Here is a 20,714-nt window from a genome sequence, read left to right on the forward strand (position 1 = left end):
ATATTTATAAGTTTTATAGTTATTTATAAAAAGATGTGAGATAAATATATAGTATTTGCTCATATCTTTTATTTGTCTATAGTAATTTATAAAAAATTATAATAGTAAATGATTTTGTTTATGGTACAAATCATATACCTAATATAAACAAACATACATATATAGTATGCTAAATTAGATGGTATTAAAAGTATATATAGTTATAATATTCATAATTTTTTCTTGAATTTATTATTAAATATTTTTTGTAACAAATATTTAATAATAAATTTAAGATTATTCTAAATAAGAATATGGAAATAATAATAGAAATGTAATAGTATTTATAGGGGAGAAAAATTATATTTATTTTTTTATAATTATGATAGAATATACTATGTGTTTAAGGCGTAAATTTATTTAATATAAAATGGAGGAAAAATTATGTCTAAAAATAATAAATTTGACAAGAACAAAATAAAGTATTTTGCTTATTATGCTATAGCAGTAGCACTAATAGTATATATGCTTAATGATTATGTTACAAACATAAAGTCAGATCATATAAAATACAGTGAATTTGTAAAATATTTAAATGAAAATAGAATAGAAGAAGTTCAATTAACAAGGGATAAAATAATAATTCATCCTAAGATTAATAAAGGCGAAAAAAAGAAAGTAATGTACACAGAGTCAATATATGACCCTAATTTAGTAAAAAAATTAGATGATTCTAAGGTGAAATATGGTGGTGTTCCTCAGGAAAATTCAGCCATAAAAAGTTTTATTGTAAACTGGGTCATACCTATAATAATATTTATGTTTTTAGGAAGAATGTTGTTTGGTAAATTAGATAAAAAAATGGGTAGCGGTGTTATGTCCTTTGGGAAAAACACAGCTAAAATATATGCGGAAAATGAAACAGGAATTACTTTTGAAGATGTAGCAGGTCAGGATGAGGCTAAAGAATCTTTAGTAGAGATTGTAGATTTTCTACATAAACCAGAAAGATATACAGAAATAGGAGCTAAGCTACCTAAGGGCGCATTACTTGTAGGACCTCCAGGAACAGGTAAAACTCTATTAGCTAAGGCAGTTGCTGGAGAAGCTAAGGTTCCTTTCTTTTCATTATCTGGTTCAAGTTTTGTGGAAATGTTTGTAGGTATGGGAGCTGCTAGGGTAAGAGACTTATTTGAACAAGCACAAGAAAAGGCTCCTTGTATAATATTTATAGATGAGATAGATGCTATAGGTAAGAGTAGAGATAATGCTATGAGTAGCAATGATGAAAGAGAACAAACTTTAAATCAATTATTAGCAGAGATGGATGGGTTTGATTCATCTAAAGGTGTTGTTATATTAGCGGCTACTAATAGACCAGAAATATTAGATAAAGCCCTTTTAAGACCAGGTAGATTTGATAGAAGAGTAATAGTAGATAGACCAGATTTAAAAGGAAGAGAAGATATATTAAAAGTTCATTCAAAGGGAGTAAAAATATCAAAAGAAGTAGATATGTCATCTGTTGCAAAAAGTACTCCAGGAGCAGTAGGATCTGATTTGGCTAATATAATAAATGAGGCAGCCTTAAGAGCTGTTAAAAATGGTAGGCAGGAAGTAATACAAGAGGATTTAGAAGAAGCAGTGGAAGTTATTATTGCAGGTAAGGAGAAAAAAGACAGAATATTATCTCCTCAAGAAAAAAGGCAGGTTGCTTTTCATGAAGTTGGGCATGCTCTTGTAGCAGCATTGCTTCCTAATACAGATCCAGTACACAAAATAACTATTGTTCCAAGAACTATGGGGGCATTAGGTTATACTATGCAACTTCCAACAGAAGATAAATATTTAATAAATAAAGAGGAAATGTTAGACAAAATAACAGTTATGTTAGGTGGTCGTTCTGCAGAGGAAGTTAAATTTAATTCTATATCTACAGGAGCTGCTAACGATATAGAGAGAGCTACTCAAACTGCTAGAAGTATGGTTACTGTATATGGTATGACTGATAGATTTGATATGATGGCTTTAGAATCTGTTCAAAATAGATATTTAGATGGAAGACCAGTTCAAAATTGTAGTGCAGAAACAGCTGCTATAATAGATGATGAGGCTTTAAATATAATAAAAGAATGTCATGAAAAAGCAAAGAGAATGCTAAAAGAAAATGAAGAGTTATTAAACAAGATAACAGAAAAATTATTAGAAAAAGAAACTCTTATGGGAGATGAATTTATGGCAATGGTTAAAGGAGAAGATGAGTCTACATCAAAGGGAACAAAGGTAGAGGAAAAGGAAAAAGAAGTAGACGAAAATGAAATAGAGGATAGAATATTAGATGAAAAGGTCATAGATGAATCTATAATGGAGACAAAAAGAGTAAGTGATAAACCACCTATAGAAGAATAAACCGGAATGGAGAGAGGTTTATGGATAATAATCAGATAAATAATTCCATAGATAAATATATAGAATTAAGTATGGAAAGAGAATATTTAGATTTTATAATAGATAAAGTAAGAAAAGAGACAGGAATATATTTAGATAAAAGAAAAGATATAGTAAAGGATATAGTAGAATATAGAAAAGAATTTTTAGAAGAAGATAAAAATGATGAAGATAAAGTAGCAGAATACTTTGATCATGAAAGATACTTAAAAGAAAAGCTTTATGGTTTTATAGATAAAAAACTAAAAGAGCTCACAGTTTTAGAACAGAATCCTTACTTTGGAAAAGTTAATTTTGTAGATGAAGGGGATGAAGATTCTATCTATATAGGTAGATACGGATTTTTAGAAACAGGTAATTATAAACCTTTTATTGTAGACTGGAGAGCTCCTATATGCCAAATATTTTATCAAGGTAAATTAGGAAATATAGCCTATGAATCACCAGAAGGTAAAATAGAGGTAGATGTAAAATCTAAAAGACAATATGTTATCCGTAAGGGTATATTAAAAGGTATGTTTGATTCTGTTTTAGATGTAAAAGATGAAGTTCTTCAAATGATTTTAAGTGAAAACACCAAGGAAAAATTAAAGGATATAGTTATGACTATACAAGAAGAGCAAGATAACTTAATTAGACAACCTAAAAATAAATCTATGATTGTTAATGGAGTTGCAGGTAGTGGTAAGACTACTATTGCTCTTCATAGAGTAGCATACTTATTATATAATTATAGGAATCAAATACAAGATAAAGTATTAATACTAGGACCTAATAATATTTTTGTAGATTATATATCAGAAGTATTACCAAGTTTAGGTGAAAATGGAGTTAAGCAAACTACCTTTAAGGATTTTATAGAAGACTTGCTACCTGTAAATAATTTTCTAGAATATGATAATTATATAAAAAGATTTATACAAAAAGATAATAAATTTATAGAAGATATAACATATAAACAATCCAAAGCATATATGGAAGATTTAGATAGTTTTATGGAAGAGTTAGAACAAAACATATTTATTACAGAAGACGTAGTATTAATGGACGAAGTTGCTATAGATAAAAAAGAAATAGATGAAATGCTTTATTCTTATTATAAATATATGCCTTTGTTTAAAAGAAGTAAAAAGGTAAAAAGAATAGTATTTTCTAAAATAAGAGATGTGAGAAACAAAAAAGTCTATGAAATCCAAAGACAATATGAAGAAGAGATAAAAAAGCTATCAGAAGAAGAACTACAACTCAATAAAAATAATTTAGAGTTTGAAAGAAAGAATAATATAAGAAACATAGTGAAAAAATCTATGGAGGTAAAAAAATCATTAGTATGGCTAGATAATCCACAGGTTCTGGATATATATAATGAGTTTAATAATAACAAAAAACTTACTGTAGATGATATTATAGCTATATTATATTTAAAAATAAAATTAGAGGGTTTAAGATATAAAACTGAAATAAAACATATAGTAATAGACGAAGCACAAGATTATTCATTTTTACAGTTTGTAGTATTAAAAGAACTTACAGATTGTCAATCTATAACTATAGTAGGAGATGTTAATCAAAGAACATTACCTTGCAAGGATGAAGTTCCTATGTTATGCTTAGATTCTGTCTTTGATAGAGTTGATGTAGAGTATTTTAATTTAGACAGAAGTTATAGATCAACAAAAGAGATTATGGAGTATGCTAATAAATACTTAAAAACAAATAAAATTGTTCCTTTAGTAAGAGAAGGAGAACCTGTAAAAGAAGTAATAGTAAAGAATACAGACGAAGTAATAGATAAAGTTAATTATTATTTGAGCTACTTAGAGAATAAAGGTTATGAAAGTATTGCAATCATAACAACTACACTAGAACAGGGGAAAGTTATAGGAACAGAATTAAAAAAGCAAATGTATATTAATTTAATAGAAAGAGAAAATATAATTTATTCTGGAGGTAAGATAATAATTCCTTCTTATTTATCAAAAGGTTTAGAATTTGATGCTACTATTTTAATATTAGATGATAGTAATGTAGGAGAAAACTTAAAATATATAATGGCTACAAGAGCTTTACATGAAATGATAGTTGTACACAAAAAAGATGAAAAGTTATAAACAGTGTGGATAACTTTGCACTAATAATGGGGACTATGTATACAAAAATACTAACAGATAAATTTTACACTATAAGTTGTAATTAATAATAGTTTAAATAAGATTAATAAAAAGAACTGCTAATTCCGAAGAGTCTATAAACTCTTAAGAATTAGCAGTTCTTTATTTTTGTGGAATTTTCCGAATTATATTTAAATTTATAAGATCTTTTTAAAATTTTACACATAATTTTAATTAGTTATTGATGAATGATACTAATAAAAGCTATAATTAAATTAATTTGTTTTAAAACTTAAAAAATCTTCAATTATGGATTCTCTAATTTGTGGAATTTTAGAAAAATCCATATTATTTACATAATATTTTTCTAGATCGTCATGAAGACTTTTTTCAGAATGAAGTATATCTGTAGCTTTATTTATAAGTGTATAAAATAATTCTTTATCTTCATTTATTTTTGTTCTATTACTATTTAAAATAGATAAGTCTAATAAATTGTCCATATATATTTGTTCACCATCTAAAAATTGTTTGTTAATTTCATTAGAGGTCACAATTGCAGAATTAAGATCTGGGATTACAATATGTTCTAGCATATTTGGAATTAAGGGATTATGATAATATTCAACAAGGAAACCTCTATTTATAGCTTCATTACTTATGCTATTTAATATTTCTGTTTTGCCAGTTCCAGGAGCTCCATTTAAAACATATATATCTTTTATACCAATATATACACTATCTGTGTGGCTTACTATTCCTTCAGGACTAATAGCGCTGATGAATAGATGTCTTTTCTTTCCTCTAGAATCATTAGATATATTTTCTTTAAATAAGTTATTTTTTAATTCTTTTTCTAATTTATATAGATTATCATAATTTTTAGCCCTACAGTTTAAAATACTCCAGTCTTCATGGATGGTTTTAGCTGCATTTAAGTACCTATAGGTTCTTTTGAAGGTTTCGCTTATTTCATTGCTTATCTTTATTATTTCATTTTTATGTTTCTTTAATTTATTTTCATCTAATAAATCACCTAAATTTATTATTTTGTCTATGGCCCCAGGTACCTTAGGGTCAAGCATATGGGGAGCTGTTCCATCTACCATAGCTATCTTTAATTCTTTGATTCTTATAGAATCTAAAGAATTACTATCTGAAGAACAGTGAAAAAACTCTACAGTATAATTACTTTTTATAAAAAAATCAGCAATGCTTTTCATTAGAGAAGATTTCCCAGTACCAGGACCACCTTTTAAATATATAATTCTATTAGCATCATTAATATCTATTATATTATTAAAGAGAGAGTAGAAACCTTCAGCGGTATTACCACCAGCAAAGAAGTGTTTTGATGGGTTTATCAAAAAAATCAACTCCTTAATTAAAATCACTATATATAATATGCACAAAACATAATTTTGTATACTAATGAAAGTTCCCATATATAGATTTTAGAGTATTTATATATGAAATAAAAAAATTAAGTTAATAAAAATCTTTATCTATGGTTATAACTGTATTATATTTAGGATGTAACTTTTTTATACAGTTATCTATATCTTTTTCAAGCTGATTTTCCAATTCAGGAGTAAGCTTAAAAGAATGATCTATTACTATATCAAATATTAGATTTTTATATTCATCTTCGCCAACCATTCTAAAATCATGCATAGATTTTATTATAGGAAATTCTTCTAAAATTTTAACTACCTCTTTACGAGTATAAGCTACTTCTTTATTATCTACATTAATAGGATCCATATGAATAACTAGAAGAAGATCTAATTTTTTAGATATTTCATTTTCAGCTTTATCTATAACTTCATGAATTTTAACAATAGATTCATTTGAAGGAACTTCTGCATGGATAGAAGCCATACATCTCCCAGGACCGTAATTGTGTACTATCAAATCATGCACGCCCATTATTAACTCATAACTCATAACTCTTTCTATTATTTCAGATACTAGTTCTTTATCTGGAGCTTCACCTAATAATGGATCTAAAGTTTCTTTTATAAGTGAAATACCAGAATATATTATAAATAAAGAAACCAATATTCCGAAGTATCCATCTATAGGAAAGGAAATCCACTTAGCTAACAATAAAGATAAGGCAACAGAGGAAGATGTTATAACATCACTTAATGCATCTAAAGAAGAGGCTTTAAGTGCACCAGAGTTAATAGTATTACCTATATATTTATTAAAATTACTTAACCATAATTTTATAATAATAGAAAATAATATTAATAAAAATGGTATCCATTGAAATTTTACTATAGAAGGATTTCTTATTCTATCAAAAGAAGATTTTATAAATTCAAATCCAACTAAAAGTACCATAAAAGATACAATTAATCCAGATATGTATTCAATTCTACCATGGCCAAAGGGATGTTCTTTATCTGCAGGTTTAGAGGCTAATTTAAAGCCTAAGAATGTTATTATAGATGATGCAGCATCAGATAAATTGTTAAAAGCGTCTGCTGTAACTGCAATACTATGAGATATTAATCCCACAGAAATTTTAATTATAAATAAAAATATATTTGTTAGAATACCAACTATACTAGCTAAATATCCATAAGAATCTCTAACTTCTTTATGATTAGTATTTTTATAGTCTTTTACAAATTTAATCACTAAAAGTTTAGATAACATAATAGCACCTACTTTCAATTCAATATAAAATGTATTATAACATATTTTTTTAGTAAAATTTTCTATATTAAAATATTTTATAGCATATAATATATTAATATACTCTGATATAATAAATTTATAAAATATTATGAAAAGTAGGTGTTTTATATGGATAAAATAAAGCTATCTAAGGTATCTAATGAACTAATAGATTTTATATATGATAGTCCATCTCCATATCATGTGGTACATAATTTAAAAAACGTATTAACAAAGGAAGGTTTTATAGAGATTAAAGAAAGTGAAGCTTGGAAATTGGAAAAAGGTGGTAAATATTTTACCACTAAGAATGATTCTGCAATAGTAGCATTTTTTATTGGAGAGGATGAAATAGAGAATTCAGGTTTTAGAATAGTGGCTTCCCATACAGATTCTCCAACTTTTAAAGTAAAGCCTGCTCCAGAAATTTTTGCCGAGGGTAATTATATTAAACTTAATACGGAAGTATATGGAGGACCTATACTAAACACTTGGATGGATAGACCTTTATCTTTGGCAGGAAGAGTAGTTTTAAAAGGGGAAAATCCATTAAAACCTAAAATGGAACTTGTAAATATAAAAAGACCTATACTTATAATTCCTAATTTAGCTATTCATATGAATAGAAATATAAATAAAGGTATAGAACTCAATAAACAGAAGGATATGCTGCCTATAATCTCAATGGTTCAGGATAAATTAGAAAAAGAAAATTACTTGGTTAATATAATATGCAAAGAATTAGATGCTAATATAGATGAGATATTAGATTTTGAATTATTCTTATATGAATTTGAGAAGGGATGTTTAATTGGAGATAAGAGTGAATTTATATCTACAGGTAAATTAGATGATTTATCCATGGTTCATGCATCGTTAAAGGCTTTACTTTCTTCCACTAATAATAAATCTACAAAAATTATGGTATGTTTTGATAATGAAGAGGTAGGAAGTGCAACAAAACAAGGTGCGGATTCACCATTCTTATCTCAAACATTAGAAAGGATAACATTATGTTTAAACAAAAATAGAGAAGAGTACTTTAGAACCCTTTCAAAATCATTTATGATATCTTGTGATTCAGCCCATGCTATACATCCTAATGTAAGTGAAAAATCAGATCCTACTAATAAAGTTATTATGAATAATGGCCCCGTTATAAAAATTAGCGCTAGTCAGAGTTATACTTCAGATGCCTATTCTTCTTCTGTATATGAAGAAATATGCCACAGGGCTAAAGTACCAGTACAGAAATTTGTAAATAGATCTGATGAAAGAGGGGGATCTACTATAGGGCCTATATCTGGAACTCATATAAATATACAATCAGTAGATATAGGAACGGCATTACTTGCTATGCATTCTATTAGAGAGTTAGGAGGAGTAAAGGATCAAGTTTATGCTATAAGGTCTTTTCTAGAATTTTTTAATATTTAAATAAAAAGTATTGATTTATTTCATAATTCATGTTAAACTAATGAAAATTTAATTAAATGAAAGCTACTTATGGAGAGGTGCTGTAATTAATAGTATTTATTCTTAGTCGGCAGACTTTGAGGAATAAAAAAAGGAATTATGGCCGAAGGAAAAGGTTTGGTAAAAGTTTTTCCTGGCTTTGCACATAATATGTGTAAGGCTGTCACTTGAAAAAGTGGAGAGCTGCATAGGTACACGGAAGTTGCATATTATTTATTTGTATTATTGAAATAATGCAGCAAAGGTGTTCCTTTGTTGCATTATTTTTTATTTTTGTGAAATACATAAGTTAGAGTATTTATTAAATTTTAAAGAAATATTTAAAATATTTTATTTACAAGTAGGGGGTATTTATATGGCAACAATTGTTCAAAAATATGGAGGTACATCTGTAGCAACGGTAGAAAAGATAAAAAACGTAGCCAAATCTATCGTAAAAAGAAAAAAAGAAGGAAATGATATAGTAGTTGTTGTTTCTGCTATGGGACACACTACAGATAATCTTATAAATTTAGCTAAAGATATAAGCAATGTACCAGATAAAAGAGAATTAGATGCATTAATCTCTACAGGGGAAATGGTGTCATCATCACTTTTATCTATGGCAATTAAGGAACTAGGGGAAGATGCTATAAGTTATACTGCTTATCAAATAAATATAAGCACCAATGGACAACATGGAAAATCTTTAATAAATGATATAGATGAAAAAAAGATAGATAAAAGCCTAAAGGAAGGAAAGGTTGTTGTTGTCGCAGGATTTCAAGGAATAAATTGTGATGGTAATATAACAACTTTAGGTAGAGGTGGGTCTGATACTTCAGCAGTAGCAATAGCAGCAAAGCTAAATAATGCCATGTGTGAAATATACACAGATGTGGATGGAATATATAGCGTAGATCCGCGAGTATATAATAAAGCTAAAAAATTAGATTATATAGACTATGAAGAAATGTTAGAATTATCTAGCCTAGGTGCACAGGTTATGCATTCAAGATCTATAGAATTAGCTGAAAAATATAATATACCTATTTATGTAGGATTAAGCAATGGCAATATCAAGGGAACAGTTATTAGGGGGATGAATAATATGAATATGGAAATAAAATCAGTAACAGGATTAGCAACTAGTGATGATGATGTTGCAATAACAATGGAAGATATAAATGAGAACATAAACATAGTAGCGGATATATTTACGAAATTGGCAGAAAAGCAAATAAATGTAGATATGATAAGTCAAACAGCACCTATAAATAGTAGAATAAGTTTATCTTTTACTATACCAAAAGAAGATTTACAGGATGGAATGAAAATAATAAAAGGGTATGCACCAAAGGATAAAATAAAAATTGACGAAAATTTAACCAAATTTTCTATAGTAGGAATAGGAATGAAAAATACATCCGGTGTTGCAGCTAAAATGTTAAAAATTTTTAGTGATAATAATATAAAAATAAAAATGATAACAACCTCAGAAATAAGGATTACTTGCGCAATAAATGTAGAAGATAAAATAAATGCTATAAATTTAGTAGCAAAAGAATTTAATTTATAAATAGGATGTGGGAGTATGAAACTTTTTGGAAGTATGAATATAAAGAACAATAATTTATATATAGGTGAAATAAACACTTTAGGATTAGCTACGGAATTTGGAACACCTTTATATGTAATGGATGAAACTCTTATAAGAGATAATTGTAGAAGATATGTAACTTCCTTTAATAAAGAAAAAAACAAAGTAGCTTATGCGGGAAAAGCCTTTCTTACTAAGGCTATGTGTAATCTAATAAAAGAAGAAGGGCTTTATTTAGATGTAGTATCAGGAGGAGAAATATTTACTGCTTATAAAAGTGGATTCCCTATGGAAAAGGTGTATTTTCATGGCAACAATAAAACTATAGAAGAAATAGAGATGGCCATAAATTTAGGTGTTGGAACCTTTGTAGCAGATAATTTTCAGGAATTAGATATAATAGATAATGCCTGTAAAAATAAAAATATAAAGCAAAGAGTAATTTTAAGAATAATTCCAGGTATTGAAGCACATACCCATGAATATATTAAAACTGGACAAATAGATTCTAAATTTGGATTTACATTAATAGATAATGGTGCTATCAAAGCAGTAAAAAAAGCGTATGAACTAGAAAATATACAATTTGTTGGGTTCCATTGTCATATAGGCTCTCAAATATTTGAAACAAAACCTTATGAAGAAGAAATAGAAATAATGCTTAAGTTAATAAAAAGAACTAATAAAGAACTAAATATAGATATAGAGGAGCTGGATTTAGGTGGGGGCTTCGGAATATATTATAAGGATGGAGATAAGCCTAAAGAAATAGAAGAGTTTTGTAAAATTATATTAGATAAAGTGAAAAATTATTCAAAAGAGATAGGGGTTAGAGAACCTGTTTTAATAATAGAGCCAGGTAGGTCTATAGTAGGTAATTCAGGAGTTACACTATATTCTGTAGGTTCTATTAAAGAAATTCCTAATGTAGCTAAGTATGTAGCTGTAAATGGAGGGATGACGGATAATATAAGGCCTGCATTATATAAATCAGAATATGAATGTGTAGTATGTAACAAAGCCTTAGATAATTTATTAGAAGAAGTAAAAATAGTAGGGAAATGTTGTGAATCAGGAGATGTACTTATAAATAATGTAAAATTACCAATAGTAGAAACTAATGATTTGTTTGCAATATTAAATACAGGAGCTTATGGATATTCTATGGCAAGTAATTATAATAAAGCTTTATTACCATCTGTGGTTTTTGTTAATAATGATAAAGTAAAATTAGTATGTAGAAGACAAAGCTATGAAAATTTAATACAAAATGAAGTGTAAAATATTTATCAAAAATAATATAGTTATTAAAATAAATGTTTTTTAGTAATGATAAATAAAAAATCTTATTGAGTTAAATCTAAATTAACTTAATAAGATTTTTTTTATTTAATTAATTTTATATTAATTTAAAGTAGTGGTAACTGAAGGAAATGTAATTAATGTTTGTTTATAGGTTAGTTTTTAAATGTAATATTTTTATATTAATTGGAAATACTAAATTAGGCATACTCTTGATAAGGAAAGGATGAATTCTTATGACAGTGTTTATACCAATTTGTGTGAGTTTAATTATTTTAACATATTTAATATATAAGAATAGTGATAGTAAAGAAAGTTTAATAGATGATATAAATAATATATTTTTTAGTGAAGATAAACAGGATCTAGAACAATTTGCAGAAGATATCTCAGAATTTCATAGTATAGTATCTAATAGAAAATGTAGAAAATTGGTTTTGGAAAGTTTAGATAAAAGTTATGAGAGAATAATGAATAATTACAAATACATAGTATCTTTAGATGAAGATATAAATATGACTGTACCTGCTGGAGAGTGGTTATTAGACAATATATATCTTATAGAAAAAGAATATAAAGATATAAAAAAAAATATGCCATCTTCTCATTATGTAAAATTACCTGTTATAAATAAAGGCATAATGAAATGTTACCCTAGGGTATATCATTTAGCTTTAGCCATAATACACAATTTTCATGGAAATATGGATAAAGATTTTATAATAAAATTTATGAATGGATATCAGAAAAATAATATATTGACTAGCTCAGAAGTATGGGCTTTGCCTATAATGTTGAGAATAGCTTTAATACAAAAGATATCTATAATAACAGAAGAAATAACATATATACAAAGAGAAAGAAAAAGGGGGGAAGAATTAGCAGATAAAATAATTAAAAATTATAATGATGGAGATTTAGAAAAAACTATTGATGAATTAAAGGATAAAGGGATAAATATTAGTCCTTATTTTATGGAAACATTTATAAATATAATAAATGATAATGGAATAAAAGAAGAAAAATTAAATCTATTTATACAAGAACAATTAGAGATAAAAGAAAAAAACATAGATAACATAATAAATTTAGGATATAGAAAGCAATCTAAACAACAAATAATTATGGGTAATTGTATAAATGGATTAAGAGATATAGAAGCTATTAATTGGAAAAATATATTTCAAAATGTTAGTGTTATCGAAGAAATATTAAAAGAAGACCCTTCAAAAGTTTATAATGATATGGATTTTCCATCCAAAGACTTTTATAGAAGTAAAATAGAGAGACTTTCAAGAAAATTAAAACTTCCAGAAAGTTATATAGCAAAAAAAAGTATAGAATGTGCACAACAATTTGAAGTTAAAACTGAGGAAGATAATTATAAAAAACATGTAGGATATTATATAGTTGAAGAAAAAGGGGTTAGATTACTCAAAAAAGTATTAGGTGTAAAAAATGAAGGAAAGGATAAAATAAAAGATTTTTTAATTAAAAATAAAGTTAGATCTTATATAACTAGCATAATAGTTTTTACATTTATATTCGAATTTTTTATCATTAAATCCATAGAATACAATAATGTATATATAATGTTGTTACAAATCAGAGTACTTTTAATACCTAGCAGTGAAATCATAATATCCATACTAAATTGGAGTTTGAATAATTTAACTAAGCCAGATTTTATACCTAAATTACAATTTACAAATGGTATAGCTAAGGAAAATTCAACAGTTGTTGTAATACCTACATTAATAGGAAGTAAAAAAAGAGCTCAAGAATTAGTAAAGGATATGGAAGTATATTATTTAGCTAATAAAGAAAAGAATCTTTATTTTGCTATTTTAGGAGATTTTAAAGATAGCAAAAGTGAAAAAGAAGAAAATGATGAAGAAATAATAAAAGAAATGTTAAAGAGAGTAAAGGAGTTAAACAATAAGCATTCCAAAGCAGGAGAAGAAATATTTTTCTTTTTAAATAGATATAGGCAATATAATGAAAAAGAAAAAATATGGATGGGATGGGAAAGAAAGAGAGGGAAGTTAGAAGAATTTAATAAGCTTATACGTGGAGAAAAAAATACTAGCTATAATACTATAAGTGGAGATATAAATATTTTAAAAAAAGTTAAATATGTAATAACACTAGATGCAGATACAAAACTTCCAAGAGATGTGGCTAAAAGTCTAATAGGCGCTATGGAGCATCCACTTAATAGACCTATAATAAATAATGTGAAAAAATCAGTGATTCATGGATACGGGCTTATGCAGCCTAGAATTAGTATAGGTGTAGAAGATGCTAATAAAACTTTATTTTCAAAAATTTTTTCCGGACAGGTAGGATTAGATACTTATACTACGGCTGTATCTGATATTTATCAAGATGTATTTAAAGAAGGTATATTTACAGGAAAAGGGATATATCATGTGGATACTTTTAATACTATGCTTAATGGAGAAATAAAAGAAAATTCTGTTTTAAGCCACGATTTATTAGAGGGATCTTATGTTAGAACAGCTTTAGTTACAGATATAGAATTAGTAGATGGATATCCAGCCTATTACAATTCAAGTTGTAAAAGACTACATAGATGGGTTAGAGGTGATTGGCAGCTTATACCTTGGATATTTAAAAGAACAGCAATAAATAGATTGTCAAAATGGAAAATAATAGATAACCTAAGGAGAAGTCTTTTAGAACCAGCTATAATTAGACTTATATTATTTTCATTAATTAGTTATTATGGAACTAACGAAATGATTACAGTAGCTTTTCTTTCTATTATTGCACCTATATTGTTTAATGTTTCAGAGGTCATTATTTTCCCAAGTAAAGGTATAGGTTTATCTGGTAGGATATATAGTGTGAAAAACGTACTAAAACAATTCTTCTTAATATTTACTTTTATACCTCACAAAGCATATTTAATGTTAGATGCTATAACAAGAACTTTATATAGACTTCTTATAAGCAAAAAAAATTTATTAGAATGGCAAACTGCAGAAGAAGCAGAGAAAATGTCCCAAAAGGATTTAAAAGGATATGTAAAAAGTATGTGGGTAGGAAGCTTAATAGCTCTTCTTATACTTTATCTATCTATAATAAGATCTAATGAATTAGCTATATTGCTTGTGCCTGCTTGTATAATTTGGTTTATTAGTCCTTATATAGCTTTCTATGTAAGTAAGGATAAGAAAAATAGATTATATATAAATAAAGATGATAAAAAGCTATTACTTAATATAGCTAGAAGAACTTGGGCTTATTTTGAGGATTTTGTTTATGAAGATACTAAATGGTTAGCACCAGATAACTATCAGAAAGAACCATATAAAGGAATAGCCTATAGAACATCACCTACCAATATGGGAATGGGAATAACTTCAAATATTGTAGCCTATGATTTAGGATTTATAACATTAGAAAATCTTATAAATAGACTGGAAAATATAGTATCTAGTATGAATAATTTAGATAAATATGAGGGCCATTTTTATAATTGGTATGATATAAAAAATGGTAAACCACTAAATCCTAGATATATATCTGCAGTAGATAGTGGAAATTTAGTAGGATATTTATGGCTTACAGAAGAATCTTTAAAGGATATTATAAATAAACCTTTATTAAGCAAAAAAAATATTGATGGGTTATTAAGTATACTAGAATTAGCTAATGAAGAATTAAAAAAAGAAGAGGATATAGATAACTTTTATTTTAATATAATATTTATTTTAAAAGAAATGGAACCGGATATTGTTTTTATAAACAACATATTTATAAAAATATTGAACAAGCAAAAGGAACTAGATAATTTTAATATAGATATAAATAATTTCTATTGGAATAAAAAGTTATACGATTTTTTAAATGAATCTCTTCAGGAATTTAAAAAATTAATTCCTTGGAAGGATCAAATAATAGAAAATATAGGATTATGTAAAGATGTAATAGAAGAGATTAGAGACTTTGTTACAAAGATACCTATAAAAAAAATGCCAGATAAAATAAATTATATTACTAAAAATTTAGAACAAATAAAAACAAAGGACAATTATGAAAGAGAATGGATTTTAAATTTTATAAATAATTTAAATACTAGTAGTGATAATATTAAAAATTTAATACAGGGTATATATGGATTAAATTTAAAATTAGATGAATTAGCTAAAAATACAGACTTTAAAGTTCTATACAATAAGGATAGAAATTTATTTACTATAGGATACAATGTAGATTCAGGAGAGATGGCAAATTCTTATTATGATTTACTAGCTTCAGAAGCTAGGCAAGCAAGTTTTGTTGCTATAGCAAAGGGCGACATCCCACAAGATAACTGGATAACATTAGGTAGAGGTATAACTTATATGGGAAAAAAATTAAAAGGGTTAGCTTCTTGGAGTGGAACTATGTTTGAGTATTTTATGCCTTTATTAATAATGAAGAATTATGAAGGTACTTTATTAGACCAAACATATAAATCAGTAATAAAAGGACAGCAATTGTACGCTAAAAATAAAAGGATACCTTGGGGAATATCCGAATCTGCATTTTATCATTTTGATGGAGATAAAAACTATCAATATATGGCTTTTGGAGTGCCTGGCATAGGAATAAAAAGAGGATTGTCTAAGGATTTAGTTATATCGCCTTATTCAACTATATTAGCTTTGCAAAAAGATATAAGTAGTGGTATTGAGAATATAAATACACTAATAAATTCTAAATTATTAGATAGATACGGATTTTATGAGGCTGTAGATTATACTAAAAATAGAATACCGAAAGGAAAGAGTAAAGCTATAATTAAATCTTTTATGGTACATCATCAGGGAATGAGCCTTATGGCTTTAAATAATATTCTTAATAATAATATACTCCAAAATAGATTTCATAATAAACCAGAAGTTAAAGCTACAGAACTATTATTGCAAGAAAGAAAAAGTAATAGAATCATATACAATAGAAGTATAAAGAAATATAACACAGAATTGAAGCTTAATAATATCAATCAATATAGTAGAATCTATAACACAGCTAAAACTGATATACCTAGAGTAGGGTTATTATCTAATGGAAGTTATTCTTTAATGATTTCTAATAGGGGTGGAGGATATAGTAAAAAAGATGATACTACTATTTATAGATGGAGAGAGGACTTAACTTCTGATTCTAAAGGATTGTTTTTTTATATAAAAAATATAAATGCTAATAATTATTGGAGTGCTACTTATGAACCTTGTAAATTTGAAGGTGAGTATTATAAAGCTCAGTTTTCTAGTGATAAAATTATTTTTTCAAGAGTGGATGGCAATATAATAACTGAAACTCATGTTACGGTTTCTCAAGAAGATGATGCAGAAATAAGAAGCATAAATTTAAAAAATAATAGTAGCAATGACAGAATGATAGAAGTAACTAGTTATTGTGAGGCTACATTATCAAATTATAATGCAGATTTAGTTCATCCTAGCTTTAGCAATTTATTTGTAAAAACAGAATTGAAGGAAGAACCTTTTTGTGTTTTAGCCAATAGGAGAAAAAGAAGTGAAAAGGATATATCTCCTTGGTTAATTCAAACTGTAGCTGTGGAAGGGGAACAAATTGGTGGATTTCAATATGAAACAAGTAGAATAGATTTCATAGGAAGAGGAAGAAACTTATCTAATCCACAGGCTATGGATAATGAAGCTAACCTTAAAAGTTCTATAGGACCGGTGCTAGATCCTATTATAAGCATAAGAACTAGAGTAAGATTAAAGGCTAAAGAAAACTGCATAGTAGCTTATACAACTGCTTTTTGTAATTCTAAAGAAGAAGGAATAAAAATAGCAGAGAAATATAGAAATATAGATAATGTAAAAAATGCCTTTAACTTATCTTGGAGTCACAGTAATTTAGAAATGAAACATTTAGGTATAAGATCCACCGCAGCTAATATGTATCAGTATATTGTATCTAATATATTATTTATAAATAGAAATATGAGGGAAAGAGAAAATTATATAAAATATATAAAATCAGGTCAATCAGATCTTTGGGCCTATGGAATATCAGGAGATTATCCTATAGTTTTAGCTACTTTAGATAAAGAAAGTGGAATAGATATGGTAAGACAATTGTTAATTGCTTATAGATATTGGAAAATGAAAAATATAAATGTAGACTTAATAATAGTTAATACTAAAGAAAGTTCTTATATACAACCAATAGAAGATTCTATATTAAATTTAATAAATACTCTAGGATTAATGAATAATATAAATAAATCATCAGGGATATTTCTATTTAATAAATCTACTATGAAGGAAGAAGCTTTAAGTTTATTGAAGGCTATGTGTAGGTTGTATATAGACTCTAATAAAGGTTCTTTAGCAGAACAAATAGATACAGGTAATAATAAAAATAAGGAATTAGATTTGTTACAAAAAAGAGAAATACAATATACTGCTAAATCATATAAATTTGAAGTGCCTAAATTAGAGTATTTTAATGATATAGGTGGATTTGATATGGGAAATAATGAATATACCATAGTGTTAAAGGATTATAATAATACTCCCCTACCATGGATAAATGTAATGTCTAATGGTAACTTTGGATTTCATGTATCAGAGAGTGGATCATCCTATAGCTGGTATAAAAATAGTCGAGAAAATAAGCTAACTAATTGGTGCAATGATCCAGTAATAGATGGAGAAAGTGAGCACATTTATATAAGAGATGAGGAAACAGGAGAAATATGGAGTATTACACCTAAACCTATAAGAGATGAAGGGCAGTATATAATAAATCATGGATTTGGGTATTCTAATTTTAAGCATTATACAAAGGGTATAATTGGAGAAATTACAAGTTATTGTCCTATGGAAGATAACTGCAAAATATCTCTAATAAAACTTAAGAACAACACTAATATAAAAAGAGAAATATCTGTTACCTATTATGCTTCAACGGTTTTAGGGGTATCTAAACAGTTAAGTTCACCATATATAAGTACCTATTTAGATAAAGAAAATTTTATATATTCTAGAAATCCTTATAATAGTAGTTTTAGAGAAACTACCGCTTATTTAAAAATAGTAGGAGGAGAAGAAGAATCCTTTACAGGGAATAGAAAGGAATTTTTAGGTATTGAAGGTACTATAGAAAATCCTAAAGCATTAAATTATGAAAAACTAAGTAATGAAGTAGGTGCAGGTATAGATCCTTGTATGGCTGAAAATTCAAAAATAACCTTAGAACCTAATGAAGAAAAAGTATTGATAGCTATATTAGGAGCAGAAGACAGTATAGAGGCTGTAAAAGAAAATATTAATAAGTATGACAATGAAATAGTAGCCTTTAAAGAGCTAGATAATACTAAGGAATACTGGAAAAGTCTTACTGAAACTATAAAAGTAAAAACTCCAGATAAAAGTATGGACTTAATGTTAAATGGATGGCTTTTATATCAGGTAATAGTGTGTAGGTTATGGGCTAGAACAGCTTTTTATCAATCAGGAGGTGCATATGGATTTAGAGATCAGCTTCAGGATGTAATGTCAGTATGCTATATAAAGCCAGAGATAACAAAAAAACAAATAATATATAGTTCTTCAAGACAATTTAAAGAGGGAGATGTTCAGCATTGGTGGCATCCAGTAGTGGAAAGTGGTATAAGAACTAGATTTTCAGATGATTTATTATGGCTTCCTTATGTAACTATAGATTATATAAAGAACACAGGAGATTATAGTATTCTAGATGAAAGTACAAATTATTTGGAAGAACCACCATTAAAAGAAGGAGAAGATGAAAGATATAATGTAGCTTATGTATCTAGTGAAAAAGGGACAATATATGAACATTGCATAAGAGCTATTAACAGAGCTTTAAAATTTGGAGAACATAATATACCTTTAATGGGTTCTGGTGACTGGAATGACGGGATGAGTACAGTAGGGAACCAAGGAAAAGGAGAAAGCGTTTGGCTTGGATGGTTTTTGTATACTATATTAGAGTCATTTATAAATATATGTGATTATAAAAAAGATGTTGTAAATATGGAACGATATAAAGAATATTTACAATTTATAAAAGAAAATATAGAAAAAAATGCTTGGGATGGAAGTTGGTACAGAAGGGCTTACTTTGATAATGGTACTCCTTTAGGTTCTATAGAAAATGAAGAATGTACCATAGATTCTTTATCACAATCTTGGTCAGTGTTATCAGGAGCAGGTAAAGAAGATAGAGTTAAAGAGGCAATGGCAGCTGTTGAAAGAAATCTTATTAAAAAGGATAAAGGAATAATTGCTCTCTTAACTCCAGCTTTTGACAAGTCAACTCTACAACCAGGATATATTAAGGGTTATTTACCTGGTGTTAGAGAAAATGGAGGACAATATACTCATGCAGCAATATGGGTAGTATTAGCTTTTTCTAAATTAAAAATGGAGGATAAGGCATGGAGCTTATTTAATATGATAAATCCTATAAATCATACAAAATCTTATTTTAACTGCCAAAATTACAAAGTTGAACCTTATGTTATGACTGCAGATATATATGATGTAGAACCTCATATAGGAAGAGGTGGTTGGAGCTGGTATACAGGAGCTGCTTCATGGATGTATAGAACAGGCATAGAAGGAATATTGGGGTTAAAATTAAAGGGGAAAGATGGCTTTTATGTAGATCCATGCATTCCTAAAGATTGGAGTGAATATGAAATAGTCTACAATAGAGGAAACTGTAAATATAATATAAAAGTTATTAGAGAAAATAAAAAAGAACTTTGGGTAGATGGTGAACTAAAAGAGGAAAATATTATACCAATATTTGAAGAAGGTACTCATGAAATAAAGGTTGTAATATAAACAGAGTTCTTGGCTTCAGAGGGAGTTTTTACTCCCACTGAAGCTTAGAAATCGTTATTCAGGTACGTACCCGCTCTTTACTCCCACTTTGAAGAAGATGGGAGTATTAGAGCGGGTAGTCAGCGGATAAAAATATATTAATTTAAATTTTAAAAGTTATGTAAAACATAATGATTTTTAAATTAAATATTTGATTAACAAGAAGACCCTATTTAGTTACAATTTTTATTTAACTAAATAGGGTTTCTATTAAATAAGATTTTA

At 27.2% G+C, this 20,714-nt stretch carries 8 protein-coding genes and 1 riboswitch; of the genes, 6 read left to right on the top strand and 2 right to left on the bottom strand.

Going from position 1 to position 20,714, the window contains the following annotated elements; genetic code table 11:
- Nucleotides 1-423: 423 nt before the first annotated feature.
- Both ftsH and ACYUEW_RS03630 read left to right on the top strand, forming a co-directional pair.
- The gene (gene ftsH, locus ACYUEW_RS03625) at nucleotides 424-2,388 is read left to right on the top strand and encodes an ATP-dependent zinc metalloprotease FtsH (protein ID WP_460276237.1); all 1,965 of its coding nucleotides are present in this window, start codon (nucleotides 424-426) and stop codon (nucleotides 2,386-2,388) included.
- Nucleotides 2,389-2,408: 20 nt separating this feature from the next.
- Nucleotides 2,409-4,538, top strand: a complete 2,130-nt coding sequence (locus tag ACYUEW_RS03630) for a HelD family protein (protein ID WP_460276238.1) — start codon at nucleotides 2,409-2,411, stop codon at nucleotides 4,536-4,538.
- A 275-nt stretch (nucleotides 4,539-4,813) separates the two neighbouring features.
- On the opposite strand, the gene ACYUEW_RS03635 is transcribed toward ACYUEW_RS03630, so the two are convergent.
- Nucleotides 4,814-5,905: a PRK06851 family protein gene (locus ACYUEW_RS03635; RefSeq protein ID WP_042384174.1), complete on the bottom strand. Its 1,092-nt coding sequence runs from the start codon at nucleotides 5,903-5,905 to the stop codon at nucleotides 4,814-4,816.
- A gap of 121 nt (nucleotides 5,906-6,026) precedes the next feature.
- Nucleotides 6,027-7,205, bottom strand: a complete 1,179-nt coding sequence (locus tag ACYUEW_RS03640) for a cation diffusion facilitator family transporter (protein WP_460276239.1) — start codon at nucleotides 7,203-7,205, stop codon at nucleotides 6,027-6,029.
- A gap of 150 nt (nucleotides 7,206-7,355) precedes the next feature.
- Between ACYUEW_RS03640 and ACYUEW_RS03645 the strand changes: the two genes are divergently transcribed.
- From ACYUEW_RS03645 to ACYUEW_RS03660, 4 genes are all read left to right on the top strand, one after another.
- The gene (locus ACYUEW_RS03645; protein ID WP_460276240.1) at nucleotides 7,356-8,663 is read left to right on the top strand and encodes a M18 family aminopeptidase; all 1,308 of its coding nucleotides are present in this window, start codon (nucleotides 7,356-7,358) and stop codon (nucleotides 8,661-8,663) included.
- Between the two features lie 64 nt (nucleotides 8,664-8,727).
- Nucleotides 8,728-8,896: riboswitch (Lysine riboswitch) on the top strand.
- A gap of 161 nt (nucleotides 8,897-9,057) precedes the next feature.
- Nucleotides 9,058-10,260, top strand: a complete 1,203-nt coding sequence (locus tag ACYUEW_RS03650) for an aspartate kinase (protein ID WP_003483194.1) — start codon at nucleotides 9,058-9,060, stop codon at nucleotides 10,258-10,260.
- Between the two features lie 15 nt (nucleotides 10,261-10,275).
- The gene (gene lysA, locus ACYUEW_RS03655; protein WP_265203252.1) at nucleotides 10,276-11,562 is read left to right on the top strand and encodes a diaminopimelate decarboxylase; all 1,287 of its coding nucleotides are present in this window, start codon (nucleotides 10,276-10,278) and stop codon (nucleotides 11,560-11,562) included.
- A gap of 257 nt (nucleotides 11,563-11,819) precedes the next feature.
- Entirely contained in the window at nucleotides 11,820-20,450 is an 8,631-nt protein-coding gene (locus tag ACYUEW_RS03660) for a GH36-type glycosyl hydrolase domain-containing protein (RefSeq protein ID WP_460276241.1), read from the top strand.
- Nucleotides 20,451-20,714: the final 264 nt, after the last annotated feature.

Source organism: Clostridium sp. CTA-1, from assembly GCF_054768215.1.

Coding starts and splice junctions, on each gene's coding strand:
- ftsH (WP_460276237.1), top strand. CDS start 424: ATGTCTAAAAATAATAAATTTGACAAGAACAAAATAAAGTATTTTGCT.
- ACYUEW_RS03640 (WP_460276239.1), bottom strand. CDS start 7,205: ATGTTATCTAAACTTTTAGTGATTAAATTTGTAAAAGACTATAAAAAT.
- ACYUEW_RS03630 (WP_460276238.1), top strand. CDS start 2,409: ATGGATAATAATCAGATAAATAATTCCATAGATAAATATATAGAATTA.
- ACYUEW_RS03645 (WP_460276240.1), top strand. CDS start 7,356: ATGGATAAAATAAAGCTATCTAAGGTATCTAATGAACTAATAGATTTT.
- ACYUEW_RS03660 (WP_460276241.1), top strand. CDS start 11,820: ATGACAGTGTTTATACCAATTTGTGTGAGTTTAATTATTTTAACATAT.
- lysA (WP_265203252.1), top strand. CDS start 10,276: ATGAAACTTTTTGGAAGTATGAATATAAAGAACAATAATTTATATATA.
- ACYUEW_RS03650 (WP_003483194.1), top strand. CDS start 9,058: ATGGCAACAATTGTTCAAAAATATGGAGGTACATCTGTAGCAACGGTA.